The sequence below is a fragment of the Vibrio sp. V38_P2S17PM301 genome (genome assembly GCF_009904845.1).
Taxonomy (GTDB): domain Bacteria; phylum Pseudomonadota; class Gammaproteobacteria; order Enterobacterales; family Vibrionaceae; genus Vibrio; species Vibrio proteolyticus.
In genome coordinates this window covers 1-24,733 of the sequence record NZ_WXWO01000098.1, presented here as the reverse complement: position 1 = coordinate 24,733, position 24,733 = coordinate 1, and the positions used below count along the sequence as shown (strand labels likewise).

The 24,733-nt window shown below is 48.2% G+C and carries 26 protein-coding genes; 21 read left to right on the top strand and 5 right to left on the bottom strand.

All coding sequences use genetic code 11. The features are described from left to right. Nucleotides 1–21: 21 nt before the first annotated feature. From CAG64_RS20195 to CAG64_RS20175, 5 genes are all read right to left on the bottom strand, one after another. Nucleotides 22–1,167 (bottom strand): dihydrolipoamide acetyltransferase family protein, encoded by a 1,146-nt coding sequence (locus CAG64_RS20195; RefSeq protein ID WP_161457214.1) that lies wholly within the window; start codon nucleotides 1,165–1,167, stop codon nucleotides 22–24. Further along, nucleotides 1,164–2,147, bottom strand: coding sequence for an alpha-ketoacid dehydrogenase subunit beta (locus CAG64_RS20190; RefSeq protein WP_161457213.1), 984 nt, complete (start codon nucleotides 2,145–2,147; stop codon nucleotides 1,164–1,166). Before CAG64_RS20190 ends, CAG64_RS20195 begins: the two co-directional genes overlap by 4 nt. After that, nucleotides 2,140–3,261 (bottom strand): pyruvate dehydrogenase (acetyl-transferring) E1 component subunit alpha, encoded by a 1,122-nt coding sequence (gene pdhA, locus CAG64_RS20185; RefSeq protein ID WP_161457212.1) that lies wholly within the window; start codon nucleotides 3,259–3,261, stop codon nucleotides 2,140–2,142. Before pdhA ends, CAG64_RS20190 begins: the two co-directional genes overlap by 8 nt. Nucleotides 3,262–3,928: 667 nt before the next feature. Continuing rightward, nucleotides 3,929–5,206, bottom strand: coding sequence for an NAD(P)/FAD-dependent oxidoreductase (locus tag CAG64_RS20180; RefSeq protein WP_161457211.1), 1,278 nt, complete (start codon nucleotides 5,204–5,206; stop codon nucleotides 3,929–3,931). 35 nt (nucleotides 5,207–5,241) lie between these two features. Then, nucleotides 5,242–6,600, bottom strand: a complete 1,359-nt coding sequence (locus tag CAG64_RS20175) for a glutamine synthetase family protein (RefSeq protein WP_443084078.1) — start codon at nucleotides 6,598–6,600, stop codon at nucleotides 5,242–5,244. Between the two features lie 429 nt (nucleotides 6,601–7,029). Here CAG64_RS20175 and CAG64_RS20170 point away from each other — a divergent pair, with 429 nt between their 5' ends. The 21 genes from CAG64_RS20170 (at nucleotide 7,030) to CAG64_RS20070 (ending at nucleotide 24,536) form a co-directional block, all read left to right on the top strand. Further along, on the top strand, nucleotides 7,030–8,361 hold the full coding sequence (locus CAG64_RS20170; protein ID WP_161488847.1) for a glutamine synthetase family protein: 1,332 nt from the start codon (nucleotides 7,030–7,032) through the stop codon (nucleotides 8,359–8,361). A gap of 37 nt (nucleotides 8,362–8,398) precedes the next feature. Then, a complete protein-coding gene (locus CAG64_RS20165) occupies nucleotides 8,399–9,748 on the top strand; it encodes an aspartate aminotransferase family protein (RefSeq protein ID WP_161488848.1) in 1,350 nt (449 codons plus the stop codon). Nucleotides 9,749–9,794: 46 nt separating this feature from the next. Further along, a complete protein-coding gene (locus CAG64_RS20160) occupies nucleotides 9,795–10,904 on the top strand; it encodes an extracellular solute-binding protein (protein WP_161488849.1) in 1,110 nt (369 codons plus the stop codon). 54 nt (nucleotides 10,905–10,958) lie between these two features. Beyond that, complete coding sequence (gene potG, locus CAG64_RS20155; protein ID WP_021704744.1) at nucleotides 10,959–12,101, top strand: putrescine ABC transporter ATP-binding subunit PotG; 1,143 nt, start codon at nucleotides 10,959–10,961, stop codon at nucleotides 12,099–12,101. Then, complete coding sequence (potH, locus tag CAG64_RS20150) at nucleotides 12,098–13,015, top strand: putrescine ABC transporter permease PotH (protein WP_161454540.1); 918 nt, start codon at nucleotides 12,098–12,100, stop codon at nucleotides 13,013–13,015. Before potG ends, potH begins: the two co-directional genes overlap by 4 nt. Beyond that, nucleotides 13,012–13,854, top strand: a complete 843-nt coding sequence (locus CAG64_RS20145; protein ID WP_021704742.1) for an ABC transporter permease subunit — start codon at nucleotides 13,012–13,014, stop codon at nucleotides 13,852–13,854. Before potH ends, CAG64_RS20145 begins: the two co-directional genes overlap by 4 nt. A 93-nt stretch (nucleotides 13,855–13,947) precedes the next feature. Beyond that, nucleotides 13,948–14,505 carry a cupin domain-containing protein gene (locus CAG64_RS20140; RefSeq protein ID WP_237668265.1) on the top strand — a complete coding sequence of 186 codons (558 nt, stop codon included), beginning with the start codon at nucleotides 13,948–13,950 and terminating at the stop codon, nucleotides 14,503–14,505. A gap of 408 nt (nucleotides 14,506–14,913) precedes the next feature. Then, a complete protein-coding gene (locus CAG64_RS20135; protein WP_161488677.1) occupies nucleotides 14,914–16,116 on the top strand; it encodes an AAA family ATPase in 1,203 nt (400 codons plus the stop codon). Nucleotides 16,117–16,280: 164 nt separating this feature from the next. Then, nucleotides 16,281–17,612, top strand: a complete 1,332-nt coding sequence (locus CAG64_RS20130; RefSeq protein WP_202602290.1) for an AraC family transcriptional regulator — start codon at nucleotides 16,281–16,283, stop codon at nucleotides 17,610–17,612. Nucleotides 17,613–17,794: 182 nt separating this feature from the next. Continuing rightward, on the top strand, nucleotides 17,795–18,091 hold the full coding sequence (locus CAG64_RS20125) for a RebB family R body protein (protein WP_161454420.1): 297 nt from the start codon (nucleotides 17,795–17,797) through the stop codon (nucleotides 18,089–18,091). Nucleotides 18,092–18,142: 51 nt separating this feature from the next. Continuing rightward, nucleotides 18,143–18,418, top strand: a complete 276-nt coding sequence (locus tag CAG64_RS20120) for a RebB family R body protein (protein ID WP_161454419.1) — start codon at nucleotides 18,143–18,145, stop codon at nucleotides 18,416–18,418. 22 nt (nucleotides 18,419–18,440) lie between these two features. Beyond that, nucleotides 18,441–18,707: a RebB family R body protein gene (locus CAG64_RS20115; RefSeq protein WP_161454418.1), complete on the top strand. Its 267-nt coding sequence runs from the start codon at nucleotides 18,441–18,443 to the stop codon at nucleotides 18,705–18,707. A 97-nt stretch (nucleotides 18,708–18,804) separates the two neighbouring features. Next, nucleotides 18,805–19,071, top strand: coding sequence for a RebB family R body protein (locus CAG64_RS20110; protein ID WP_161454417.1), 267 nt, complete (start codon nucleotides 18,805–18,807; stop codon nucleotides 19,069–19,071). A gap of 125 nt (nucleotides 19,072–19,196) precedes the next feature. Continuing rightward, nucleotides 19,197–19,400 carry a RebB family R body protein gene (locus tag CAG64_RS20105; protein WP_161454416.1) on the top strand — a complete coding sequence of 68 codons (204 nt, stop codon included), beginning with the start codon at nucleotides 19,197–19,199 and terminating at the stop codon, nucleotides 19,398–19,400. Nucleotides 19,401–19,413: 13 nt separating this feature from the next. Beyond that, on the top strand, nucleotides 19,414–19,896 hold the full coding sequence (locus tag CAG64_RS20100) for a RebB family R body protein (RefSeq protein WP_161488675.1): 483 nt from the start codon (nucleotides 19,414–19,416) through the stop codon (nucleotides 19,894–19,896). 69 nt (nucleotides 19,897–19,965) lie between these two features. Then, on the top strand, nucleotides 19,966–20,319 hold the full coding sequence (locus CAG64_RS20095) for a hypothetical protein (RefSeq protein WP_161454414.1): 354 nt from the start codon (nucleotides 19,966–19,968) through the stop codon (nucleotides 20,317–20,319). Between the two features lie 26 nt (nucleotides 20,320–20,345). Then, nucleotides 20,346–21,395 carry a hypothetical protein gene (locus tag CAG64_RS20090; RefSeq protein WP_161488674.1) on the top strand — a complete coding sequence of 350 codons (1,050 nt, stop codon included), beginning with the start codon at nucleotides 20,346–20,348 and terminating at the stop codon, nucleotides 21,393–21,395. 8 nt (nucleotides 21,396–21,403) lie between these two features. Next, complete coding sequence (locus CAG64_RS20085; protein ID WP_161488673.1) at nucleotides 21,404–22,066, top strand: hypothetical protein; 663 nt, start codon at nucleotides 21,404–21,406, stop codon at nucleotides 22,064–22,066. A 27-nt stretch (nucleotides 22,067–22,093) separates the two neighbouring features. Beyond that, nucleotides 22,094–23,557 (top strand): HNH endonuclease, encoded by a 1,464-nt coding sequence (locus CAG64_RS20080; RefSeq protein WP_161488672.1) that lies wholly within the window; start codon nucleotides 22,094–22,096, stop codon nucleotides 23,555–23,557. Nucleotides 23,558–23,646: 89 nt separating this feature from the next. Further along, nucleotides 23,647–23,835, top strand: coding sequence for a hypothetical protein (locus CAG64_RS20075; protein WP_161454911.1), 189 nt, complete (start codon nucleotides 23,647–23,649; stop codon nucleotides 23,833–23,835). A 323-nt stretch (nucleotides 23,836–24,158) separates the two neighbouring features. Continuing rightward, entirely contained in the window at nucleotides 24,159–24,536 is a 378-nt protein-coding gene (locus CAG64_RS20070; protein WP_337247473.1) for an eCIS core domain-containing protein, read from the top strand. Nucleotides 24,537–24,733: the final 197 nt, after the last annotated feature.

The following is a 24,733-nucleotide window of genomic DNA, read 5'->3' as shown; positions in this document are numbered from 1 at the left end:
TTTTGTTGCTCGTTTCTTGCGCTATGAGGTCATTTCTTTTTGCAGGTGCTCGACCATGGCTTTCGCGAACCGTGCCGCTTCACCACCCGTACAGGCTCTGTGGTCGAATGTAATGGACAACGGCATCACCTTGGCAGGAACTGGCTGGCCGTCACGCATGATCACGCGCTCAAGAATGCGCCCTGCACCGACGATGGCCACTTGCGGAGGAGAGACCACTGGTGTCGCAAAAATGCCCGCAATCGCACCGAAGTTCGACAGAGTGATGGTGGCGTGTTGCAGTTGTTCGCGGCCAATGCGGCGCTCGCGAATGCCCTCTACCGTTTCGTTCAGCCAGTCACGCACCCCTTGCGGGCTGTATTTGTCTGCGTGACGCAGTACTGGTACATACAAACCGTGCGAGCTATCAACGGCAATCCCGATGTTCACTGTGCTGTGAACGCAGCGCGTCATGGTTTCTGCGTCAAACCAGGCGTTCATTGCCGGTTCTTGTTCACAGGCGTAGACAATGGCCTGAATCAAACGGGCAGAGATGTCTTCGCGCGGTTGCCAGTTCACCAGCAACGCTTCTTCGGTGATCGTTACGGCGGCGACATTGTGGTGAGACTCCGCCATGGTGCTGACCATAGTGCGTCGTGCACCTTTTAGTACTTCAGTACCCGGAAGCTGTTTATCGGCTTCACTGTATACATCGGCATCGGTGATCAAACCGTTCGGGCCGCTGCCGTGGGTTTTATGCAGATCGACCCCCAGCTTTTGCGCCAGTAATCGGGCAGAAGGCATAGCGGAAAGCAGAGCTTCCGAGGAGGTATTGTGATCGCCGCCAACCCAGAAGTCATCGACGTCTACCTGATGTGACTGGTGAGAGACACTGCCCACTACCGTGGCAGCATCTTCTTTTTTGCGTGTGGATTGTGCTGAAGCACTGCTGCCGGACTCTTCGATTTCGAGCAACAAGGCACCGATGTTGATCACATCGCCTTCCTCACCGTGGCGGCTGACAATCTTACCGCTGTAGGGGGCGGGGACATCGACGGTGGCTTTGGCTGTTTCGACCGTCAGGACAATTTGGTCCACTTTTACAGTGTCGCCAACATTGACGTGCCAGCTAACAATTTCCGACTCGGCGAGCCCTTCACCGAGGTCAGGGAGCATAAAAGATTTCATTTCCAACCCTCCACTAGTTCTCGTGCCGCGTTGACAATGTCGTCTTGCTGAATCATGAAGTAATCCTCATTTTTATAATAGGGCATAACGGTATCCATACCAGTCACACGTCGTGGTGGCGCTTTAAGTAAACACATTGCGTGCTCGGCGGTACGAGCGAGAATCTCTGAGCCAACACCACAGGTTTTACTCGCTTCATGAACCACCAGAAGGCGGCCGGTCTTTTCCAGTGAGCGGAAAATAGTGGCGGTGTCGATGGGTTTAATACTGGCGAGGTCGATCACTTCAACTTCAATCCCTTGAGAAGAGAGCGTTTTCGCTGCTTGTAAAGACTCAACCACACAGGCTCCCCAGGTAACCAGCGTCAGATCGCGTCCTTTGCGCAAGGTAAAGCAGGTATCCAGTGGTAATGCGATACCGCTGTCACTCACTTCCGATTTTACGGTGCGGTAGATACGTTTAGGTTCGAAGAACATCACCGGATCGTTGCTGCGAATTGCAGCCAGCAGCAGGCCATAAGCCCGCTGTGGCGAAGAGGGCACCACGACCTTAAAACCAGGAACGTGAGCAAACAGCGCTTCAATACTTTCTGAGTGGTGTTCTGGCGCGTGGATTCCACCGCCATAAGGGGCACGAAAGACGGCAGGACAGGTCAGACGTCCGCGAGTGCGGTTACGCAGACGCGCCGCATGACACATCAGATGTTCCATGGCCGGGAAAACAAACCCCTGGAACTGGAATTCTGCTACAGGGCGTAGCCCTTGGCTTGCCATCCCGACTGCCACACCGCCAATCAGGGCTTCGGCCAGTGGTGTATCAATCACACGCTTGAGGCCGAATTTTTCTTTCAGGCCAACGGTGGCACGGAAGACACCGCCGTTATCGCCGACATCTTCCCCCAGCACGATCACATGATTGTCGTGTTCCATTTCATGATGCAAAGCGAGGTTGACCGCTTCGACTAGAGTCATCTCAGCCATGTTTGCCTCCTTGCATGCGCATTGCTTTATTAATCAATTCGTCCCGCTGCGGGTGCAGCTCAGCCGGTAAGGTTTCGTAAAGATAATCAAAAGCCGACTCAGGCGCCTGAGGCGCTAAGTTCAGGTAGCGCTCTACGGCCTGTTCCACCAGTTGTTTACAGTGCGCTTCCCATTCGGATTCTTCTTGTTCTGACCAGGCACCCTGAGCCATCAGGTACGCTTTGAGGCGCTTCACGGGTTCGTACTGCCACGCTTGTTGCAGCTCATCTTCACTGCGATAGCGGCTGGCATCGTCGGCGGTCGTGTGATCGCTAAGGCGATAGCTGACCGCCTCGATTAATGTTGAACCTTTCCCTTTGCGGGCGCGTTCCATCGCTGTGTGAATAGCATCGTACATGGCGACGACATCATTACCGTCAACGGTCATGCCTGGAATACCAGCTCCTTTGGCTTTTTCAGACAAGAAATCGGCGGCGCACTGTAAGCGGCGGGGAACGGAGATCGCCCACTGGTTATTGTTCACCACAAAGACCAGCGGAATATTCCATGCTCCGGCACAGTTGATCGACTCAAGAAAATCTCCTTTCGAAGTCGCACCGTCGCCACAAGTGACCAGCGCTGCGTGGTGTTGTCCCTCTATTTTCAATGCAGCGGCCACACCGACGGCATGAGTACATTGGGTCGCGATCGGTACGCAGAAAGGCAAGTCCCGGCAGTGCTCTTGTGACGATGTCACGTTTCCAGGGTCGGATAAGTCAACCGGATAAAAGTCGCTACCGCGTTCGTCGCCGCCCCAGTACTGCATGTTTTTTTCCATCGGGATACCGCGTACCCACATGGCGGGCATATCGCGATAATAAGGAATGAACACGTCATCCTTGTGCAATGCGTGACCAACAGCAATGCCGACGGCTTCCGCACCCAAATGGGAAGGATAGGTACCAAGTTTACCGGTACGTTGTAGTGCGACGGCCTTATAGTCGTAGGTACGGGTGAGTACCATGTCACGATAAAAGTTGGTCAGGGTAGGTAAATCTGCCCAGGCTGGCAGCGTTCCAACAGGTTCTCCCTGATGGTCGATAAACCGATGCATGGGTAATGCCTGAACGTTCATCTCAAGCTCCTTTTGATGCTGTCTGACGATTGAGACAGTTGATCACTTGTCAATGCACAGGTAATACCGGAGAACATAGTAGGAAGTAGGAACGGTATTCGCGATAACGACGACTTCAACATTCTGTCCTGCGAATCATCAATGCGGCATCTTATACTGCTGCCTATGCCACACTATCCAGTGATGAATCTCGGTATACCCAGTTAATGTAAGTGTAACTAAAGTGTTAAAATGTGCGCGAAATTGTTAAATTTTGGAGAGTAAAGGAAAAATTACACCCTTAAAATTCAGATGAAAGTACTGGATATTTCATGGAGTCTGCAAAAAACCTGAAAGCATTCACTAGTGAGAAAAAGAAAGCTGGCACATTATCAGGGCAAAAAAATGACAAAAATTTGCTAAAAAGCACTGCTGAGTGACAGCATTTAATGAGAAAGAGATAACTGTTTGAAACAAAAAGAGTTCCTATAACTATCTGGTTTGTATATAAATGCGCACACAATATTAATAGTATGGATAATCAGTGGTTCACTATTTGGTGAGCCGGATGATATTGCCTTTTGACATATCGAGCCGTCAGCGTTTACTGCGACTGCAGAATTGGCAGCAACAAAAAACCACCTGTGATAGCAGGTGGTCTCTAATCGACGTGCATGGGTATAACCGCTTACAGCATGTCTCTCACACGGTAGTAAGACATCGCGAGCACCAGTGCTGGCGTGCGGAGTAATCGGCCACCGGGAAATGGCAGGTGTGGGATCTTATCAAAAATGGCAAAGCGCTCTGCGGTAGTGGCGACACACTCTGCCATCAATGTTCCGGCCATTCCGGTTGCTGCAATACCGTGTCCGGAGAATCCCTGGGCAAAGTAGACGTTGGGTTTCAGACGGCCGAAATGCGGCGCCCGATTCATAGTAATGGCGACATTACCCCCCCAGGCGAAATCAATTTTGGCGTGATCCAACTGCGGGAAAATATCCAGCATGCGGGCGCGCATGGCTTTTTCCAGATTGAGTGGCTCCATACCAGAGTAACTGACCCGGCCGCCAAACAGCATGCGATAGTCGCCTGAACAACGGTAGTAATCGAGCACAAAGTTAATATCACAGGCTGCGATATGGTTTTTCATTAATGCTGCGGTTGCCTCCTCGCCAAGTGGCTCAGTCGCGCAGATGTATGTACCCACTGGCATGACCTTGTTTTCAAGCGAGCTTTCCAGACCTTCCATGTAAGCGTTACAGGCAAGGATCACATGTTTGGCTTTAACTGTGCCGGCCTGAGTGTACAGTGTAGCGGTCTCACCGTGCTCAATTTTATGTACTTTGCTGGCTTCATAAAACAAAGCGCCAGCCTCACTGGCGGCCCTGACCAAGCCGAGTGTGTAGTTGAGCGGGTGCAGATGGCCGCTGTTGCTGTCAAACAGACCTGAGGTGTATTTGTCACTGGCAATGTTGTCACGAACCTGTTGCTTATCCCACATTTTCAGCGATTCATAGCCGTAGCGTTGATGCAGATCGTCGTGCCATTCCTGCAACTCCTGATCCTGACGCGGCTTCATCGCCAGATGAGCCATACCATCACGCCAGTCACAGTCAATGTTGTACTTGCGAATGTTCTCTTTGGTCAGGGCCAGTGCCTCGACAGAAATATCCCACAGCTTTTTGGCATCTGAAAAGCCAACCATTTTTTCCAGTTTATGCTGATCGGCTGCCCAGCCAAATATCGCTTGACCGCCACTGCGTCCTGAGGCGCCCCAGCCAACCCGGTTTGCCTCGAGCACAATCACTTTAAAGCCACGATTGGCCAGTTCCAGAGCCGCCGTTGTTCCCGTGATGCCTGAACCAATCACACACACATCGGCGGTATGCTCCCCCTGAAGTTCGGGAAACTCAAAACTCTGATTTTTCGATGCCGCGTAGTAAGAATTGGTGTGCTTCACTCTCATGTTGGCGTCCTTTCTTTATGGTGTTGGGTGGGTGTTTAGAGATACCACTGGTATTCCAGTGGTGATACCTGAGCTGAAAAACGCTCCTGTTCGTGTTTTTTGGCGGCAAGATACACTTTGCAAAACTCTTCGCCCAGGCTCTTGCGTAAGAACTCACTGGCGGCAAATGCCTGCAACGCGCCATCCCAGGAGATAGGTAAGCTCGGCAGATCGAGTAGGGTTGCGTCGCCATCGATCGGCTCGGGAGCCTGAGACTGTTGTTCAATTCCGTCTAATATAGATGCCAGCAGAACTGCCACAGTGAGGTAAGGGTTCACGTCGGCACCTGATAGGCGGTGCTCGATCCGTTTGTCGCTTTCTCCGCTGGCGGGGATCCGAACGGCGACGGTGCGGTTATCCCAGCCCCATGTGGCATGCAGTGGCACAAACATGTTTGGTTGCAAGCGGCGATAAGAGTTGGCATTCGGCGCAAATACCGCCATGCACTCTTCCAGGTGATTCAGTGTCCCGGCAACGGCGTGCAGTAACTGCTTTTCATCACTGCCAAACACATTCATTCCGCTTTCATCCAGTAAACTGATGTGGATGTGGCATCCGTTGCCAGCATAGTCGGTGTAGGGTTTGGCCATAAAGTTAGCGTAGAAGCCATGCTTTTTGGCAACCGAACGCACCACACGTTTTAGCAACATGGCCTGGTCACACGCCAGCAACACATCGGTGGTGTGCTTAAGGTTGACTTCAAATTGTCCCGGAGCGTATTCCGCACTGATGTTCTCAGCGGGAATGCCTTGCTCGTGACATGCGGAAATCACCTCATCCAGAAAAGCTTTGAACTCATCCAGCTCTTCCAGAGAATAAACCTGGGTTTGAGTCATGCGATCGCCACTGAGTGGCATGATTGGAGGCTGAGGATTGCCCGCCTCATCGGATTGCTGATCCTGAAGATAAAACTCAAGCTCAACCGCCACACAAGGCTGATAGCCGCTTTGTTGCAGCTTCTCCAGTTGCTGAGTGAGAACATGGCGAGGGTCGGCGAAAAACGGCTGCTGTCCGTCGGGTTCATACATAGTGACAATGGCTTGAGCACTGTTTTCCTGCCAGGGGATCAGTTGCAGCGAGTCTGGCACCAGTTTGCAGATGCAGTCACCATCTCCTTTTTCAAAACCCAATCCGGTTTCTTCGACGGTTTCACCACAAATATCGAGCGCAAATACGGAAGCCGGCAGGCAAATACCTTGCTCGACGACTTTGCCCAGTTGAGGTGTATTGATGCGTTTGCCGCGGACAACACCGTTCATGTCAAACAGGATCAAATCCACGGTTGTTACATCTGGGTGTTGTTCGATAAATCGTTCAATCACACGTTGATCATGTTTACTGATCAAGTGATTTATATTGTCGGTTTGCTCGGCAATATTCGTTAAACCCACAGTGCTTCCTCCACGCTAACGTAAAACATTTCCTTGTTTTATAAGGCTCCGAAGAGCTTGCAGACGACATTGCTTGCTTTTTAACCATATACCTGATGTTTAGTAAATTACAACACCGATGTAACTAAAATGTTAATTTAAGTCCCATTAATTACAAAATATTTAACATGCTCGGTTGACTTTTAAACAGGTTGAGGCCAATGCTAATTATCAGATAGTGATATTTTCGTCATTGTCGACCTGGGCCGAAAAGACGCGATTTTCAGATTTATTCACCTAAAGTCAGAACGTTAGTGTTCTTTTAACCACAGGGTGGATACCCAAATAGGGTAGTCCAACAAAGTGAAGCCAGTTTTACACACAAAACGCCAATAGCTGAACAAAGAAGGATTTATGGAAACGATTAAGAAATGGATTGAAGAGAATCGAATTACGGAGGTTGAGTGTCTGTTTCCAGACATGACTGGTAATGCGAGAGGGAAAATCATGCCAGCGAAAAAATTTCTTCGGGAGGGGGGCATGCGTCTTCCCGAAGTGGTTTTTTTCCAGACCGTGACCGGAGATTGGCCAGACGATGAAAGCATGATCGATCTGACTGAGAAGGACATGACGCTGGAACCGGATCCGAACACAATCCGATTTGTCCCCTGGACCAAAGACCCAACAGCTCAGGTGATTCACGATTGTCTGACAGTGGAAGGCGACCCAGTGGAAATTTCTCCGCGTGCGGTATTAAGACGCGTGCTGAGCCTGTACGAGAAAGAAGGCTGGCAGCCGATAGTGGCACCTGAGCTGGAATTTTTTCTGGTCAAAAAGAACCTCGACTGGGATTACCCGCTGGAGCCGCCTGTCGGCCGCAATGGCCGCCCGGAAACCGCGCGTCAGTCGTTCAGTATTGACGCGGTTAACGAGTTCGACCCCATCTTTGAGGACATGTACGACTACTGCGAAATGCAGGGGCTCGACGTAGATACGCTGGTGCACGAATCCGGCGCGGCGCAGATGGAACTGAATTTCGACCACGGCAAACCTCTCGACCTGGCGGATCAGGTGTTTCTGTTCAAACGCACGGTGCGTGAAGCGGCGCTGCGTCACGACGTGTACGCCACCTTTATGGCAAAACCGATGGAAGATGAGCCGGGCAGTGCAATGCACATTCACCAGAGCCTGGTCGATAAAGACGGCAAAAACCTGTTTGCCAATGAAGATGGTTCCAACAGCGAACTGTTTCTGAATTACATCGCAGGCATGCAGAAGTATACGCCCGCGGCGATTGCCTTTTTTGCACCAAACGTGAACTCGTATCGCCGTCTGGTGTTTGGTGAATCGGCGCCTACCAACGTGGCGTGGGGTGAAGACAATCGCACGGTTGGATTGCGCGTGCCGGTTTCCGACCAAGAATCACGCCGGATAGAAAACCGTTATGCCGGCGCTGACGCCAACCCTTATCTGGCGATGGCGCTGACACTGGCTTGTGGTTATCTCGGTATGAAAGAGAAGCTAAAGCCGACTGAAAAGTGCACGGAGGACGTGAGTACCGGGCCATATTCACTGCCTCACACCTTAGAAGAGGCGCTGATGTTGCTGGAGAGCTGCGACGAACTGCGTGAAATTCTTGGGGACCGCTTTGTATCCGCTTACGTTGCCATCAAACGTAAAGAATACAAAACCTTCTTCCAGGTGATCAGCTCCTGGGAACGTGAGTTCTTACTGCTCAATGTTTAAATAGAAAATTGATTTAAATGTCAGATGGGAAAAAACTATGTCTAAATGGATTGAACAAGACAGTGCACACTGCCTGCACCCGTTTACTAACTTTAAAGCATTGAATCAAAAAGGTTCTCGTGTCATCAAGCGCGCGAAAGGCGTGTACATTTATGACGAAAACGACAACCGGATTCTGGATGGTATGGCGGGCTTGTGGTGTGTGAACATGGGCTACGACTGTCAGCCGCTGATCGATGCGGCGACCGAGCAGTTACACCAACTGCCTTATTACAACCTGTTTTTCCAGACCACCCATCCACCGGCGGTTGAGCTGTCGACGCTGCTGGCGGAAATCACGCCAGAAGGCATGAATCATGTTTTCTTTACGGGCTCCGGCTCTGAGTGTAATGACACAGTGGTGCGTATGGTTCGCCATTATTGGGCCAGCAAAGGCAAACCCGCCAAACAGACCATCATCAGTCGCAAAAATGCCTATCACGGCAGTACCATGGCTGGTGCCAGTTTAGGTGGCATGGCGTTTATGCATGCGCAGGGTGGCTTACCTCTACCGAACATTGTCCATATCGATCAACCGTATCACTTCGGTGAAGGTCAGGGTATGGATGCCAACGAGTTTGGTCTTGAGCGCGCACGCCAACTGGAAGCGAAAATTCTTGAGTTGGGTGAAGACAATGTGGCGGCCTTTATTGCTGAGCCTATCCAAGGCGCCGGTGGCGTGATCATTCCACCAGACAGCTACTGGCCTGAGATTCAGCGCATTTGTGACAAATACGACATTCTGTTGGTGGTTGATGAAGTCATTTGTGGTTTCGGCCGAACCGGTGAATGGTTTGCCAGCCAAACATACAACATCAGACCGGATTTGATGTGCATGGCGAAAGGCATTACGTCCGGTTACCTGCCGTTGGGCGGTGTTATGGTGCGTGACCATGTTGCCGAGGTGCTCACGGATGCAGATACCGAGTTCGCCCATGGCTTTACCTATTCAGGCCACCCTGCGGCCTGTGCAGTTGCTATTGCCAATATCAAAGAGATGCAACGTCTCAATATTGTCAGCCGCGTTAGAGAAGAGATTGCCCCTTATTTTGCCAGCCGCTGGACTGAGTTGGCTGAGCATCCTTTAGTCGGGGAAGCGCGCAGCAAAGGCTTAGTCGGGGCGATTGAGCTGGTGAAAGACAAAGCCACACACGCCCGTTTTGCCAAAGAGATCGATGTTGGCACCCGCTGCCGCGAACACTGTTTTGCCAGTGGTGTGGTGCTGCGCGCGGTTGGCGACTCGATGATTTGTTCACCACCGCTGGTGATCAGCAAGGAAGAGATCGACCAACTGGTTGATCTGGCGAAACTCGCACTGGATAAAACGCTCGCCGACGTTCAGCAGTAGTTGACGAGGAAAAAACCAAAGCAAAGAAGAGGAAACGGAGATCCACATGGGAAAACTAAAAGCTTACTTTGGGGTAGCGTTAGGGATGACGATAGGGCTGAGCCCGATAACATCGCTTGCTGCGGAGGATAAGGTACTCAATATTTACAACTGGTCTGACTATATTGCAGAAGACACCATCGCCCAGTTTGAAAAGGAAACCGGCATTAAAGTGGTGTACGACGTGTTCGACTCCAACGAAGTGCTGGAAGCGAAAATATTGTCAGGTAACACCGGGTTTGACCTGGTGGTCCCGAGTGATTCATTCCTTGGCAGACAGGCGCAAGCGGGTGCCTTTCAGAAACTGGATAAGAGCAAGCTCACTAATTACGCCAATCTGGATCCTCGCCTGATGAAGATCCTCGCAGATTCGGTCGATCCGGATAACAACTATGCGGTGCCATACCTGTGGGGTACTACCGGTATTGGCTATAACGTAGCGAAAGTGAAAGCTGCTCTTGGCGAAGACGCACCCGTCAACAGCTGGGATCTGGTGTTCAAACCGGAGAACATGGAAAAGCTGTCGAAATGCGGGGTGGGCTTTTTGAATGCGCCGACTGAAATCATGTCGGCAGCGCTGAATTATCTCGGCAAAGATCCCAACAGTACCGACCCGAATGACTACAAGAAAGACGCACTGGCGCTACTTAAGCAGATTCGTCCTTACGTGACGTACTTCCACTCGTCTCAATACATCAATGATCTCGCCAACGGTGATATCTGTGTTGCGATCGGCTGGTCGGGTGATGTACTGCAAGCCTCAGACCGCGCTGCTGAAGCGGACAATGGCGTTGAGGTTGCGTACTCAATTCCCAAAGAAGGTGCGCTGGCCTGGTTCGACCTGATGGCGATTCCTCGCGACGCCAGACACCCGGACAATGCGCACAAGTTCATCGACTTCCTGCTGCGTCCGGAAGTGATTGCTGAAATCAGCAACTACGTGTGGTACGCCAACCCGAATCCGCCGTCACGTGAGTTTGTTGAAGCAGATATTCTGGACGATCCGGGCATCTACCCAGACGAGGCAACGCAAGAGAAACTATACAGCTCTAAGCCTTTGCCTCACAAAACGTCTCGTGTACTGACTCGTGCATGGACAGACTTCGTTAAAGATTAATCAGCACAATTTGGCGACCTTTTATTGGTCGCCGTTTTTGTTTTGGAGATCAGCATGACAGTGATGTCAATCGATACCGACCTTTCTCATAATTATTCTGAGCCAAAGACGCCGAAACCGCTGCTGGAAATACGCGGGCTGACCAAAGATTTTGATGGCCACCTTGCTGTTGACGCCGTGGACCTGACCATTAATCAGGGCGAAATTTTCGCGCTGCTGGGCGCATCAGGGTGTGGTAAATCCACTTTATTGCGCATGTTAGCCGGTTTTGAACAACCCACCGCCGGACAGATCATTCTCGATGGTGAAGACTTGGCCGATATTCCCCCTTATCGCCGTCCGGTGAACATGATGTTCCAGTCTTACGCGCTATTCCCGCATATGACGGTTGCCGGCAACATCGCGTTCGGCCTCAAGCAAGACGGCTTACCCGCCAAAGAGATCGAAGCGACGGTCAAGCAGATGCTCGATCTGGTCCATATGGCGGATTACGCCAAACGTAAGCCTCATCAGTTGTCGGGTGGTCAGCGTCAACGGGTCGCACTGGCGCGCAGCCTGGCGAAAAAGCCCAAATTGCTGCTCTTGGATGAACCTATGGGGGCGCTGGATAAAAACCTGCGTGAGAAGATGCAGCTTGAAGTGGTCGATATTCTTGAACGGGTCGGGGTGACCTGCGTGATGGTAACGCACGATCAGGAAGAAGCGATGACCATGGCCAGTCGTATTGCGATCATGAACAAAGGGCAGTTTGTCCAGATTGGTTCGCCAACCGACGTGTACGAGCACCCGAACTCGAAGTTTGCCGCCAGCTTCATCGGTAAAGTGAATATCTTTGAAGGAACGCTGGAGACCAACCAGAACGACCAATCTTCTGTACGCAGCCCGGATCTGCCTCAGCCTATCTTTGTGAATCACGGCATTTCCGGTGCGCCGGGTATTCCGGTGATGATTGCGGTTCGCCCGGAAAAAATGACGCTGTGCGACAACATTCATCACGGCGCCAACAGTTGCAGTGGGGTGGTGGAAGACATCGCTTATATGGGCAATCAGTCCATTTATCATGTGCGCCTGGCGTCGGGCAAACTGGTGACCGCCACGTTACAGAATACGTCGCGGCTGCGTAAAGGTATGCCGACCTGGGAGCAGAAAGTCAATCTGTGTTGGGACATGGAAAGTTGCGTGGTACTGAAGATATGAAGAAACCAGCCAAACTCAAAATTTGGCGTATTATTCCCACGCCAAAATGCCTGCTTCTGGCCGTGCCGTATGGCTGGTTGATGTTGTTCTTTATGCTGCCGTTTCTGATTGTACTTAAGATCAGTTTTGCGGAGGCGCAGATCTCCATTCCACCCTATTCAGAGCTGGTCACTTACGCAGAACAACAGATTCGCCTGCTACTCAATATTGGTAACTATCAGTATCTGTTTGAAGATGATCTGTACATTTCCTCATACCTGCACTCCATACGGATTGCTCTGGTGTCAACGTTACTGTGTCTGCTGATCGGTTTTCCGCTCGCCTGGGCCATCGTGCATTCCAAACCATCGACACGTAATGTTCTGCTGATGCTGATCATATTGCCGTCCTGGACCAGTTTTTTGATCCGCGTCTACGCCTGGATAGGGATACTGAAAAACAATGGTCTGCTCAATAACATGTTGATAACGTTCGGTATTCTCGATGAACCACTGCGCATCTTGCACACCGACTGGGCAGTGTACATCGGAATTGTGTACACCTATCTGCCGTTTATGGTATTGCCTCTGTATACCGCTTTGATGCGAGTGGATTACTCATTGATTGAAGCGGCCAGCGACTTAGGCGCTAAGCCGTTTACCACGCTGTTCAGCATTCTGGTGCCGCTGACCCGTGCGGGTATCATCGCCGGCTCCATGCTGGTGTTCATACCAGCGGTGGGTGAGTTTGTGATTCCTGAATTGCTCGGCGGTCCGGATTCGATTTTGATCGGTAAAGTCTTGTGGCAGGAGTTTTTCAACAACCGAGACTGGCCAGTCGCTTCGGCCGTGGCAACGGTGATGTTGCTTATCCTGATGGTGCCGATCCTGTGGTTCCATCGCTATCAGAAACGTGAACTGGAGGCACAAGGATGAACAGTATTCCCGTTTACAACACCCGATGGAAATGGGTGATTCTCGGAGCCGGTCTGACCTTTCTGTATCTACCGATCCTGATCCTGATTATCTACTCGTTCAATGAAAACCGCCTGGTGACGGTCTGGTCTGGGTTTTCGGTGAAATGGTACTTCGAACTGCTGCAAGATGACTTGTTGATGGGCGGGGTAAAACTGAGCCTGCTGATTGGTTTTTTGTCGGCGAGCGCTGCAGTGGTGCTCGGTACCATCGCTGCGTTTGTGTTAAACCGCTTTGGCAAGTTCCGCGGTGAAACTGGCTTTGCGTTTATGATCACCGCACCACTGGTCATGCCGGAAGTCATTACCGGGTTATCGCTGTTGCTGCTGTTTATCGCACTCGGGCAAGTGTTTGACCTGTTCAGCCACCGAGGGATGATGACCATCTGGATTGCGCATGTGACCTTCTGTACCGCGTACGTCACGGTGGTGGTCAGTTCGCGTTTGCAAGAGGTTGATCGCTCAATTGAAGAAGCGGCCATGGATCTGGGCGCACCGCCCTGGAAAGTGTTTTTCCAAATCACACTACCCAGCATTGCTCCGGCGATCGTGGCGGGTTGGTTGCTGGCGTTTACACTGTCACTGGATGATCTGGTGATCGCAAGTTTTGTGTCCGGTCCGAGCGCGACGACCTTGCCGATGGTGGTATTCTCTAGTGTGCGTTTGGGGGTGAGCCCGAAAATCAATGCTCTGGCGACGCTGATCATTCTGGCGGTATCCTGTGCTACGTTTATAGCCTGGTGGGTGATGGCAAAAGCCGAGAAACGCCGCTTGCAGGAGATAAAGATGGGTCTTCAATAGCTTACGGGTAAGGCCAGTCATCGACATACAATAACAATACGCGCCCCTTTTGCCCGGCATCTGGGGCGCGAATAACAACGAGAAGGTAGCAGCATGGATAGAGACATGGATGTGGGAAAACAGCTGAGAACAATACGTACCATGCGTGGTTTATCACAGCGGGAGCTGGCTAAACGCAGCGGAGTGACCAACTCCATGATCTCTCAGATCGAACAAAATCAGGTTAACCCATCGGTGGGTTCATTGAAAAAAATACTCGATGCGATTCCGATCTCCATGGGCGAGTTCTTCACGCTGGATGTCGAAACGCAGCACGATGAAATCTTCTTCTCCCCGGAACAATTGACTGACCTCGGTGATGGCAGCCTCCAACTGTGGCTGGTGGGCGCCAAAAGGGAAGGGCGGCAACTCGCCATCATGCGTGAGATTTATCCGCCAGGCGCCGATACCGGAACCGATTTTATGCAGCACGACGGCGAAGAGGGCGGTGTTATCTTGCGCGGCGAAATTGAAATCACGGTTGGTAACCAAACCCGGGTGCTGAAAGCTGGTGATTCGTACTACTTCGAAACCCGCAAGCCGCACCGTTTCCGTAACAAAAGCCGCCTAGAATGTGAGCTGATCAGCGCTTCCACTCCTCCCACATTTTAACCCTTGCTTTCATACATGGCGGCGTAGCGTCGCTGTGTGCATGTTATTATTAGTCAACATAAAAGGAACAGTGCTACGTCTCATGATTATTCTGTGAGTGTATTGATGAATGTGGCCTACTAAAAGTTGTATTTGTAATTTTCCCCAGATTAAGTTTGATTTAGTTCTTATATGCGTTAAGTGGCACTTGATTGAATGTTAGGCATTTCGTTGTATATAGACCTTGTTTATGTAATTGGTATCAATTATGAGAAAAAATAATGGTCGTATTTCTATAAATAGTAAGTCTTTAAAATTATTGAGAAAAAAAATTGTCTAAGTCAGGAAAAGCTTGCCAGAGAATGTTTTGAAAGACGTCTATCTGTCTCTGTCGGATCGATAAAACGAGCGGAAGCTGGTAGGAATGTCTTGTACAGAACAGCCGTAGACTTATCCAAGTATTTTAACGTACCACTGTCGGTAATAGTTGAAGATACAATTCCTACATCTTTGTGGCATTACTGTAAGCGCAGTAACGTTTCGGCTAGCCAATGTGTAGGTAGAGATTGGGAGCTCAACCAGCTCGAGCTACTTTTTCTCAGGTCGAAAACAGAAAGGGTGAGTGTTTTTGTTCATGGAAAAAAAGGTGTTGGTAAGAGTCATCTAATTAAATTTTTTGTAACGAATCGCGCAAGAAATGGAGATAATGCGCTTTATATATCGGACAGCGATTCTACTTCATATCTATCATCCTTTATTTGTCATCTACTTAAGATCTCCAGTAATTCAGATGAAAATCAGATCCGAAATAAATTAACTTCCATTATAAAATCCCCACTTGTTTATCTCTATTTACTGAACCTAATGGGAGTGAGTTTGAATGACTCTGAGCGTTCTGCTTTACATGTTCTCTCTGAAGAGCGTAAGGCAGAAATCACCACTCTTTCAGTAATGGTCATCATTGGGCAGCTTGTTGAGCAAAATATCTCAATAATAGCATTTGATGAATTACAAGAACTTAACTGTCAACAGTTGTCTTTTATCCAATTACTTGTTTTTCATAGTAAAGAGCAGTCAGTATTTTTTATTTTAAGTGCTACGAACACTCATCGTTTCTATGTGACGCCTTCTTGGTTGCAAGAATATAAGAAGATAAACCTCCTACCTCTTATACACTCTGAAGCAGTAAACTTAGCCACATCACTGACCATAGAAAATTCTCAGGAACTCTCGCCAACAGTCATTCGACAATTAGCCATCCGGGCTAGTGGTAACCCACTATATATACATTGGGAAGCAAAATGTCGATCAATAGGTAAGGTTTCTCTAGCGTTTATAGACATGCTTAAAAATATGATGATGCCACTCACTCAAACAGAGATTGATTTGCTCTTTTTTTTGGCTAGACAAGGTTTTGAAGTGAAAGAAAGTATAATTGAATCTTATTTGTCTAAAAATAGGAATATCGGGGTTACTGCTATAACTGCGCTAATAATGTCAGGTTTTATCGAGCCTACGTTCCAATCATATTCCTTTCAACACCCTTTACTTCGTGACGTTATTAATACTCAACAAGAACTTTTCACTGATAAACGACTGAGTATTCACTACCCAAGACTCAAGCCTTCATAACTTTGCAACCAGACTGCGTTACAGCCAAGTGATCCGAAAGTGATCCGTTATGAACAGTATAAGTTCGTTACTTTTTTCTTAAGTTGTGGCGCGGTTGGTTTAAAGAAGAATCTTTGTTTTACATCACGCATCACTTCTCTCGAATTGAATAGAAAAGGATCAAAATGATGAATGATATGAAGATAGAGGAAGTTGTTGGTAGATTAACGGATGATTCATGGGTCGGCGAAAGCACATTCGTACAGATCACTAAGCAGCGCTTAAAACTAATGTCTGTCAGTGATATACCGGTGTTGATTGTTGGCAAAGAGGGGACGGGGAAAAGGGTTGCGGCAAAAATGCTTTATGAAATGAGTGAGCGCAAAGACTCTCATTTCATTGAGTTAAGCTTCAGGAATGTAGAGGTTGCGGATTTGAATGAAAGCCTGATAAAGGCAATAAGAGACGCGAAAGAGGGGTGCCTTTACCTCAGCCATTTAGAAGTGTTGGACGAGCACTCTGCTCTCTTGCTGAAAAGGGCTTGGCCACTCATTGAAAGTGCGAATCCAAAAGCTCGTATAATTGTTAGCACATCTGAATCACTACCTAACGAGAGCATGGAAGATAGTCAGCCTGACGCTGGTAAAGAGTCAGTTCTGAAGTGGCTGCACTATAATTGCCTGAACATCGAATTACCAACGCTTAGTGAAAGGTGTGCCGATATAAGAGCTATTGTCCAATCTTATCAGCGTTTAAACCCGAATATCGCGAAGTTATGTATTCAAGATAGTGCGTGGAAAGTACTTACAGGCTATTCATGGCCTGACAATGTTAAGCAACTAAAGCGTTGCCTGGATAAGCTCTCAATTCAATGCGAAGCCACTGTTATTAATCGTGAAGTACTACTCAATTGCTTTCCTATGATGCTTGAACATTCACCCAGCATAGAAGCAATAGATTGTGACGAAGTGGCTGAGGCGAAATCTACGGTATTAGAACTTAAAGACACTAATGCAAATCAGAAAAGTACCGTGTTGCCTTTTCGTCCAACAGAATCACGGTCAATTCAGGCGATTCCGAATAAAATCCAGTTATCCGCACAAGCGAAAAGCCATCCGGGACTCAATAAAGCAATTAGTTATTTATACAATAACTTTAAAAAACCTCTGACAATGGAAGAGCTGGCAAGTCATGCTTGCATCAGTCCTACTCATTTGTCGTATTTGTTTAAGGCGTATCTCGGTATGTCATTTAAACAAGTGTTGCTTCGTTTGCGCATCGTAAAGGCAATGGAAATCCTTTCTGACAATCCAAATCGGCACGTAACTCAGGTATGTGATGATGTCGGATTCTGCGACCTCAGCTTTTTTGTTCGAAAATTCAAAGCCACAGTCGGGTTAAGCCCCGGAGCATATCGCGACCAGTTTCACAATTCAGAGACCAGCCCTGAACTGCTGGCACTGGTTGATGATCTGTCACATCCGTTATTGGATTCTTCAACACAATTTCGCCAATAGAAAGTGAAATATACCAATGTTTGACGGTGTGTTACCAACCTGAGGCGACACCCTACCAATACGATTTATTAGCAATCTAATAACATATCTCTATCGTTTGAAATTAAGCAGCGATTCAATTTCAAACCCGATGAGCAGTAAAGACAAACCTTAAATTGAACAAACCAAGCGAGGCAAAAACTATGGCTTTTCCAACTGCAGTAAATGATCAGATAACAGATTCAGTCACTCAAGCAAACGTCAAGGTATTAGGTGATGCTCCGGCCATGTCGATGGGCAACCTTTTCCAGGCTACGTCACAGGCGTTAGGTAATGCAGCACACAATGCCACATTGGCACAGCAGCAATCTGGTATTACTGCACAAGCCGCAACGACGATGGGCGTAACAACTCTCTACTCAATCGATACCGCAACGACAGCCGTCGGCACCAAAACAATTCTAACTCCCACATCCAAACCTGTAGCTGGGCTTGGTTGATAGAGTCATTAGCTGATTAAACCGTAACACTACATTTTAAAGGAGAGCATTATGGCATTTCCAACAGCAGTAAACGATCAAGTTACCGATTCGGTAACTCAAGCCAACGTTAAAGTGCTTGGCGACGCGCCGGCCATGTCTATGGGTAACCTTTTTCAAGCGACATCCCAAGCATTAGGGAATGCTGCGCATAACGCAACGATGGCGCAGCAGCAGTCTGCCATTACAGCACAAGCAGCAACCACAATGGGTGTAACGACCTTATATTCCATTGATACGGCCACAACAGGTATCGCGACCAAAGATATTTTGGACAGTTTAGCATAGCGTTAATTACAGGAGTGATTAAATGGCATTTCCAACAGCAGTAAATAGTCAAATTACTGATTCAGTGACACAGGCAAATGTAGAAGTGCTTGGCACCGCCCCTGCTACAGCAATGGGTAATTTGTTTCAGGCAACGTCACAAGCACTTGCTAATGCTGCGCACAACGCAACATCCGCGCAGCAGCAAGCGAACATTACAGCTCAAGCAGTAACAACCGCAGGGGTGAATTTACTTTACTCCTTAGATACCGCGTCCACCGCTGTAGCAACTAAGAAAATCTTGGCTTAGAACCTAATCGAGTTCCTAAGTAAAGTTCCGTTGTTACAGTCAGACAAACTTGTGGCTAATGTGCCACATACTTCAAACCGTAAAAAAGGAAAATACTATGGCATTTCCAACAGCAGTTAATAGTCAAATTACAGACTCTATCTCACAGGTAAATACGAAAGTTTTGGGAGACGCTCCTGCAGTAGCAACAGGCAACTTTATGCTGGCAACAAGCCAAGCACTGTCTAATGCTGCACACAATGCAACAACAAGCCAGCAGAACAATGGAGTAACGGCACAGGCAGCACTGGTTCAAGGTGTGAATACTATGCTCTCTGTTGATACTGCAGCAGCAGCAGTGGGTACAGCAGCAATCTACCGCTAGTAACTCACAATGGCGATATTGGTGAAGTACCATGCCAATATCGCCAATCAATGAGAACGACTAACGCTGTTTTTAAGCGGAGAAGCCTAGGTAGATAGATTGCGAGGAAGCGATGGGGAATCTAGATGAATCAGCATGAAAACGTAGATATTGCCCCTGCTTTTGCAATGGCGGTGACGGATGTTGTTATGGCAAACACCATTGGTTTGCTAATGGAAAATGCCGTGAACAATGAAGCGCAGTCACAACTCATTCAGAACGCCTGTGTGAATCAGTGCTGTGCAATGATTCTGGCATCAGCCGAAGCCATTCCAAAGAAAGCGCTATGAATAGGAGAACAAAATGAGCTCAGTCAACGATCAAATTACTGGTTCAGTCAGTGACATTCACACCCTGCTGACTGGTGGATCCCCTTCCCAGGCGATGGGGATGCTTGATGTTACAGGAACTGAAACACTTGGCATGACAATGTACAACGCCGTAACAGCTCAGCAGAATTCTCAAACCTCTGCGGGAGCTGCACTTAATGCAAGTTGTGCAAGGATATTAAAAACTGAAACTGTACTACCAACACCAAAATCGAAGGAAGCTCTCGAGCTGGAGCTAAAAAAAATTCAATGGATGGAAGAAAAACTCAAAAGTGAGGTGGAATTTGAGCTCATCAAGGAGTTAAGGAAATCGAACAGCTCGATCTCTAAAACATTGATCGATGGCGCTCTGGATAAAGCGATAAAGGAAGTTGAGAAGACCGTTGAAGATAGTGCGAAACCGTTGCTCGCTAATATAGCAAAAGAGCTTAAGGCTAAGTTTGACTCATTGGTTTAGCTGAATGTTAAGCGACTGGTGTTTGGATGAAACAACTCTCGTAAATACGATCCATTAAGGAGAATCACAATGAAAGAGGAACATGTGAATACTCAAATTGTAGAAACAGTGAAGCAGACCCAAGAGGCAACATTAACGGGCAATGTGATTAAAGCATCGGGCGCGGGGAAAGCGCTTCAATCTATATCGCAATCATCTGCCATTGCAGTTCAAGATGCCACTGATAACTTGAGGAATATCAACACAATGGCAACAACGGCGATGGGGGTTGCGCTGTCGAAAATGCTCGCGACAGGGGAAACCACACCATATGCGCAGATCCTCGCCGAAGTGAATACTATGGTTGAACACAGCACGAACAACTTCGCCAGTGTAGGTGAGAAGGCGAGCCAGGTAATCCAAGATTTTTCAGACAGACTCTAGCGCCAGGACATATGACGGAGTAAGACATGACAATCAAAATTGAAGGAACGGAAATGCAGTCAGTGGACCAATTAACAGGGAGAAACCAGCTGATAGTTTCAATGATTCCTAATGCCTTGCCCTGGATACAATCCAATATATCAAGAAAATCCAATACGTTGGTATTTGCCAATGAGGATGAGTTGATAGGGCAAATTGGTCTTGGGTTATCGGGCACATCGGTCATCGAACTCGCTGGTGCTGGGTTAACCTTAGATGCTAAGAAACTTCTCGATTTTTCAACAGAGGATGTCATTGCCTTAACAATAGATGAAAAGGATGCTGACAATCAATCCGCTCAGCTATCGGCGCTGATTCATCGTTATCATCTGTTAACCAATATTGAACTAAGCACAGTCACGAGCGTGATTGAACAAAGCCAACTGCCTCTTCCAATACACTGGACTGTTGGACTCAAAGACAGGGTGAACTGCTATCGCTGCTTAAACTATGCAGGCAGAGTCATGCCAGTAAAAAGTAGTGTGATGAAAGAGGCGAGTAAATGGGCATTATCCCGAGCGCAAACATTAACCGAATTTGGTCATTACTACTGCGTCTACCTACGTTTTGTCACAAGTAATAATAATGGAGCGCAAGTTTCCAGTGAGTCGATTAATCAAGCGGTCGATGCATTAACTTCAGTGGTTCTGGAATGTTTGGATTGCCCGTTAGTAACTTTTGAATTAGATGACAAAAATCTGCAGAGCGCCTTCGGACAGTGGGTGGATTCAGGGAATGCTTTAGGTTTTAGCAACTTGGCATCAGGGTTACTAAGTATCGTTATGAACATCGACTTACGTGCTAAAGGTGCTTTAGAACCAGAAGCTGCGCGATACTTACAGCAGCTGAAAACCCTGTTATGCGAAAAGTTGGCTAATGATACTTACATTAGCCAGGCTGGCCAGTGCCGCCATTACGTCTACTCACTTCCCGAGCGCGAAATAGTGGTGAATGTTGACGAAATAGGTTGTTTGAGCATTTATAGCGATTTACCGACGGGGACCTCTGCTTCCTACCAGACATTATCGATTAACTGAGGTGCGAGATGAAATTCAATGCTCAAAACCAGGCTTTGAGTGATAAGACGATGACGAATGGCAGCCAGTACAACAATGGCAACACGGGAACGGCCAGTAATGCCCCCACTTACGATAGGCAAAGTGCGATGAAAAGACTTGCTGAAATGTCACTGCCTGCTGATACACAGACGATGATGTCAAACGTTGATGCGGTGATTGCCGATGCTATGCAAACCATCAACGACTCATTGAAGCGGTCATCAGAGCTTATTGACAGTGGGCGTCAACAGCTTATGCAACAACACCCTTCGTTATCACAAGCCTACGAACGAAACGGCTTTCGTGAAGACACTGAGGCGGCGCAATCCCATGAGCCAGAAAACAATGCTGAGGCAGACGCTAACTCTCTCCATGCTCTCAATGAACAGGCCAGTCAAAGGTTCCGCGATCTTGCTCAAAATTATGAGAGCACAGCGGCGATAACCCAACAAGACAGTCAGAAGCATGTCATGGATAAACACGCTTACCTGACTCAATCAGCTTTTGACATGCAGCAGCAGATGCTCGCCAAGCAGCAAAGTTACCAGAATCAGTTGCTAGGAATGGATGATCCAGCGATGAACGTGTTGAAAGATGAGGCGAAACACGCCGAGCCACAGAGTGATGTGACCAACAACCTTGATCAATAACTGAATTCGAACCCAATAGGTAAGACGATGATTCCATTAGACCGTTATAACGTCGAGTTAAGTGCCGATATAGAAGTGAAACAGGCAGCAGCAACCCAGCAGATGAAAGAGCTGGTTGAGCGTTTAAGTAATGCGCCTAAATACCATACGTTGACGAAACAAGATCGCTACTTGCTATCTAAAGAAGCCTATGCTCCTGATCTCGTTAACAACCTAGTTGTCATGACTCAACGTGATCACAGCTCGTCGTCTTCACAACATGATCATCTCGCTGTGGGGTTCAACTATGCAGCCTTCGACCCTGCGTTGTACAGTGACAAAGCAATCATAGATGCGTTCAAACGCGCATCTCATGGATGTTGTTGTTATTGCGAAAGCTTTTTATTGCCCACAGGCGATGGGGAAGTAAGCCATTATCGGCCTGTGGCTCTTCTGGACCAAAAAGACACTGGCAGAGGCGACAGTACCCAAACTTACTCGCCATACTCCGAGCTGGCTTACGAACAAACGAATTTAGTCTTTATCTGCCATGAATGTAACCGTAACAAAGCAGGGCATTTTCCTGTGAAGGATAAGCGATTTCCTAATGTGACCATCGCTCAGGAGAAAGCGTTATTGGTTGACCCGTATCAAGAGAGCCCCAGAAGCTATATTCGTTTTAATCCATACAATGGCCACGCGTATCCATTTGATGAAGTGTGTGCCTTCTATAAAGAGATGCACAATAAGGACGCTTCAGAAGTAGAAAAGCTTGTTTGGCAAACCCCTGGGGCCATCCCAAGCCAGTTTACGTCCAGCGGCAAGCTGATCACCGACGATAAAACGCAGCAGCAATACGAAGATTGGCGCGCCCATAACCAGTCTGACAACCCACAGTTTAAAGGTGTGCATACCATTGAGGTCATTGGCCTTAATAGGTCTGCTCTGGTGTTAGCTAGGCTGGCAACGGTTTCTTCCATCATGGATGGTGATATTAACAACGACGACAAAAGCATAAAGCCAGTCACAACAGAAGAAGTCACGACACTGGCTTATCGAAGCATCGCTATTGACGCTCTAGAAACCAATCAGCGAAACAACACATACAGTGATAAAGCAAAGCCAAAAAACAAAGCAGGGGAATACGTAGAGACTAAATCTATGTCCGAGACAACCAGTCTGATGGCAAAAGAAATACCGACAATGCCAGTTTGGCTTCGATCGTGCCTGAGCTATTTAGTATTGGAGTCTGAGTTAACACAATCTGACAGAAGGCGGCTGGTTTACTTGTGCAGTGAAGACAAGGTGTATGGTGGAACCGACACAGAAAAGTGTGTGTTCTTACCGATCGACTGGCAGCAAGATTTCGAACAGGTGATCAAAGTAAAGTCGCATCGAAATATTTGGGAAGCGAGCTTTACCGAATTAGCGCAAACGCGTCCGCACGAATTAATCACCTTGTTCGCCAACAACGATGTGTGGGTAGAAGGCCCCTTCACTCCACTTGCCTAGCAAACTCATAGCCGGCTGAAAACATGCAGCCTACTAGAGGACTCGCCACCTATGGCGTTTTAACTCAATGATCATCCAAGGAGCTAACAATGAGTCAAGAAAACCAACAAGTAAATGCGCAGCAACAAGTCGTTCAACAGGAGCAAGCTGCGACCAGAGCGGTGGAATACACCGATGACATGGTGGCACAACAAATTTTCTCCTCCAGTAACGTGGCACAAGCTGTTACAGAAGCCGAGCAACAGGCCATGCAAGCTGTTATGGCAACTGAGTCGTAGATCCCGCGCCATTATTGGCAATGAAAATATGACAGCAGTAGCCTGCAGTACATATTTATCGCCCTCTTCATCGCAATAACTCCTGGCCATGCGTGAAGAGGGTTTTTTTATGCAGCCCATTCGTCCACCAGCACTTCCAACCCGATCCCAATTAATACCAAACGCAGAGCAACATTTACCAAGAGCGCACAGAGAAACCGGCATAAAGTGAATACATAACAAGGTAAAAGGTTCCGCTATGAGAGGTTAAGTCAATGAAAACGCAGCAATACTTAACGCGAATAAAGCCGCTTCAATATGGATCTCATCACAGACGTGTGTTGGTGCAACGAGCGATAAATAGTGCGGCTTCGCCATGCGTTAAAGTAGCCACCAAACCACTGCCTGTATGCCTGCGCCAAGGGATGGAGCGCATCTCGGGCGTCAACTTGCAACGTGTGCGAGTGCATTACAACTCCCACAAGCCATCGCAAGTTCAGGCACAGGCCTATGCACAGGGGGAAGACATTTACCTCGCCCCAGGTCAAGAGCGCCACCTGCCACACGAACTCGGCCACGTCGTACAGCAAAAAATGGGCATGGTCGAGCCAACGGTGGAAGTCAATGGTGTCGCGGTAAACGATGACCCAAGGCTAGAACAACATGCGACTGAGCTTGGTGAGATGGCGGTTAGGGTAGGTGCTGGAGAGCTTCCTGCTTAATTAAGGCACCTATCTAAAATCCATGTAGGGTTAGTCTAAAATGAAGAATTTGATTTTTTGGGATGCTGGATAATCCCAAATTGAAGGAGAAATATAAATCACGCCTAGCAGACGTGGGTGGACCAATTTAAGAAGAACTAAATAGAAATTAAATAATGAAGACTATAGAAATAATTCGAATAGAACATTGTATTAGG

What these genes read in the sequence shown, in the direction of transcription:
- potH (WP_161454540.1), top strand. Translation starts at nt 12,098, where the DNA reads ATGAAGAAACCAGCCAAACTCAAAATTTGGCGTATTATTCCCACGCCA.
- CAG64_RS20165 (WP_161488848.1), top strand. Translation starts at nt 8,399, where the DNA reads ATGTCTAAATGGATTGAACAAGACAGTGCACACTGCCTGCACCCGTTT.
- CAG64_RS20140 (WP_237668265.1), top strand. Translation starts at nt 13,948, where the DNA reads ATGGATAGAGACATGGATGTGGGAAAACAGCTGAGAACAATACGTACC.
- CAG64_RS20115 (WP_161454418.1), top strand. Translation starts at nt 18,441, where the DNA reads ATGGCATTTCCAACAGCAGTAAATAGTCAAATTACTGATTCAGTGACA.
- potG (WP_021704744.1), top strand. Translation starts at nt 10,959, where the DNA reads ATGACAGTGATGTCAATCGATACCGACCTTTCTCATAATTATTCTGAG.
- CAG64_RS20095 (WP_161454414.1), top strand. Translation starts at nt 19,966, where the DNA reads ATGAAAGAGGAACATGTGAATACTCAAATTGTAGAAACAGTGAAGCAG.
- CAG64_RS20110 (WP_161454417.1), top strand. Translation starts at nt 18,805, where the DNA reads ATGGCATTTCCAACAGCAGTTAATAGTCAAATTACAGACTCTATCTCA.
- CAG64_RS20080 (WP_161488672.1), top strand. Translation starts at nt 22,094, where the DNA reads ATGATTCCATTAGACCGTTATAACGTCGAGTTAAGTGCCGATATAGAA.
- CAG64_RS20180 (WP_161457211.1), bottom strand. Translation starts at nt 5,206, where the DNA reads ATGAGAGTGAAGCACACCAATTCTTACTACGCGGCATCGAAAAATCAG.
- CAG64_RS20090 (WP_161488674.1), top strand. Translation starts at nt 20,346, where the DNA reads ATGACAATCAAAATTGAAGGAACGGAAATGCAGTCAGTGGACCAATTA.
- CAG64_RS20145 (WP_021704742.1), top strand. Translation starts at nt 13,012, where the DNA reads ATGAACAGTATTCCCGTTTACAACACCCGATGGAAATGGGTGATTCTC.
- CAG64_RS20160 (WP_161488849.1), top strand. Translation starts at nt 9,795, where the DNA reads ATGGGAAAACTAAAAGCTTACTTTGGGGTAGCGTTAGGGATGACGATA.
- CAG64_RS20195 (WP_161457214.1), bottom strand. Translation starts at nt 1,167, where the DNA reads ATGAAATCTTTTATGCTCCCTGACCTCGGTGAAGGGCTCGCCGAGTCG.
- pdhA (WP_161457212.1), bottom strand. Translation starts at nt 3,261, where the DNA reads ATGAACGTTCAGGCATTACCCATGCATCGGTTTATCGACCATCAGGGA.
- CAG64_RS20085 (WP_161488673.1), top strand. Translation starts at nt 21,404, where the DNA reads ATGAAATTCAATGCTCAAAACCAGGCTTTGAGTGATAAGACGATGACG.
- CAG64_RS20075 (WP_161454911.1), top strand. Translation starts at nt 23,647, where the DNA reads ATGAGTCAAGAAAACCAACAAGTAAATGCGCAGCAACAAGTCGTTCAA.
- CAG64_RS20170 (WP_161488847.1), top strand. Translation starts at nt 7,030, where the DNA reads ATGGAAACGATTAAGAAATGGATTGAAGAGAATCGAATTACGGAGGTT.
- CAG64_RS20130 (WP_202602290.1), top strand. Translation starts at nt 16,281, where the DNA reads ATGATGAATGATATGAAGATAGAGGAAGTTGTTGGTAGATTAACGGAT.
- CAG64_RS20120 (WP_161454419.1), top strand. Translation starts at nt 18,143, where the DNA reads ATGGCATTTCCAACAGCAGTAAACGATCAAGTTACCGATTCGGTAACT.
- CAG64_RS20105 (WP_161454416.1), top strand. Translation starts at nt 19,197, where the DNA reads ATGAATCAGCATGAAAACGTAGATATTGCCCCTGCTTTTGCAATGGCG.
- CAG64_RS20190 (WP_161457213.1), bottom strand. Translation starts at nt 2,147, where the DNA reads ATGGCTGAGATGACTCTAGTCGAAGCGGTCAACCTCGCTTTGCATCAT.
- CAG64_RS20100 (WP_161488675.1), top strand. Translation starts at nt 19,414, where the DNA reads ATGAGCTCAGTCAACGATCAAATTACTGGTTCAGTCAGTGACATTCAC.
- CAG64_RS20125 (WP_161454420.1), top strand. Translation starts at nt 17,795, where the DNA reads ATGGCTTTTCCAACTGCAGTAAATGATCAGATAACAGATTCAGTCACT.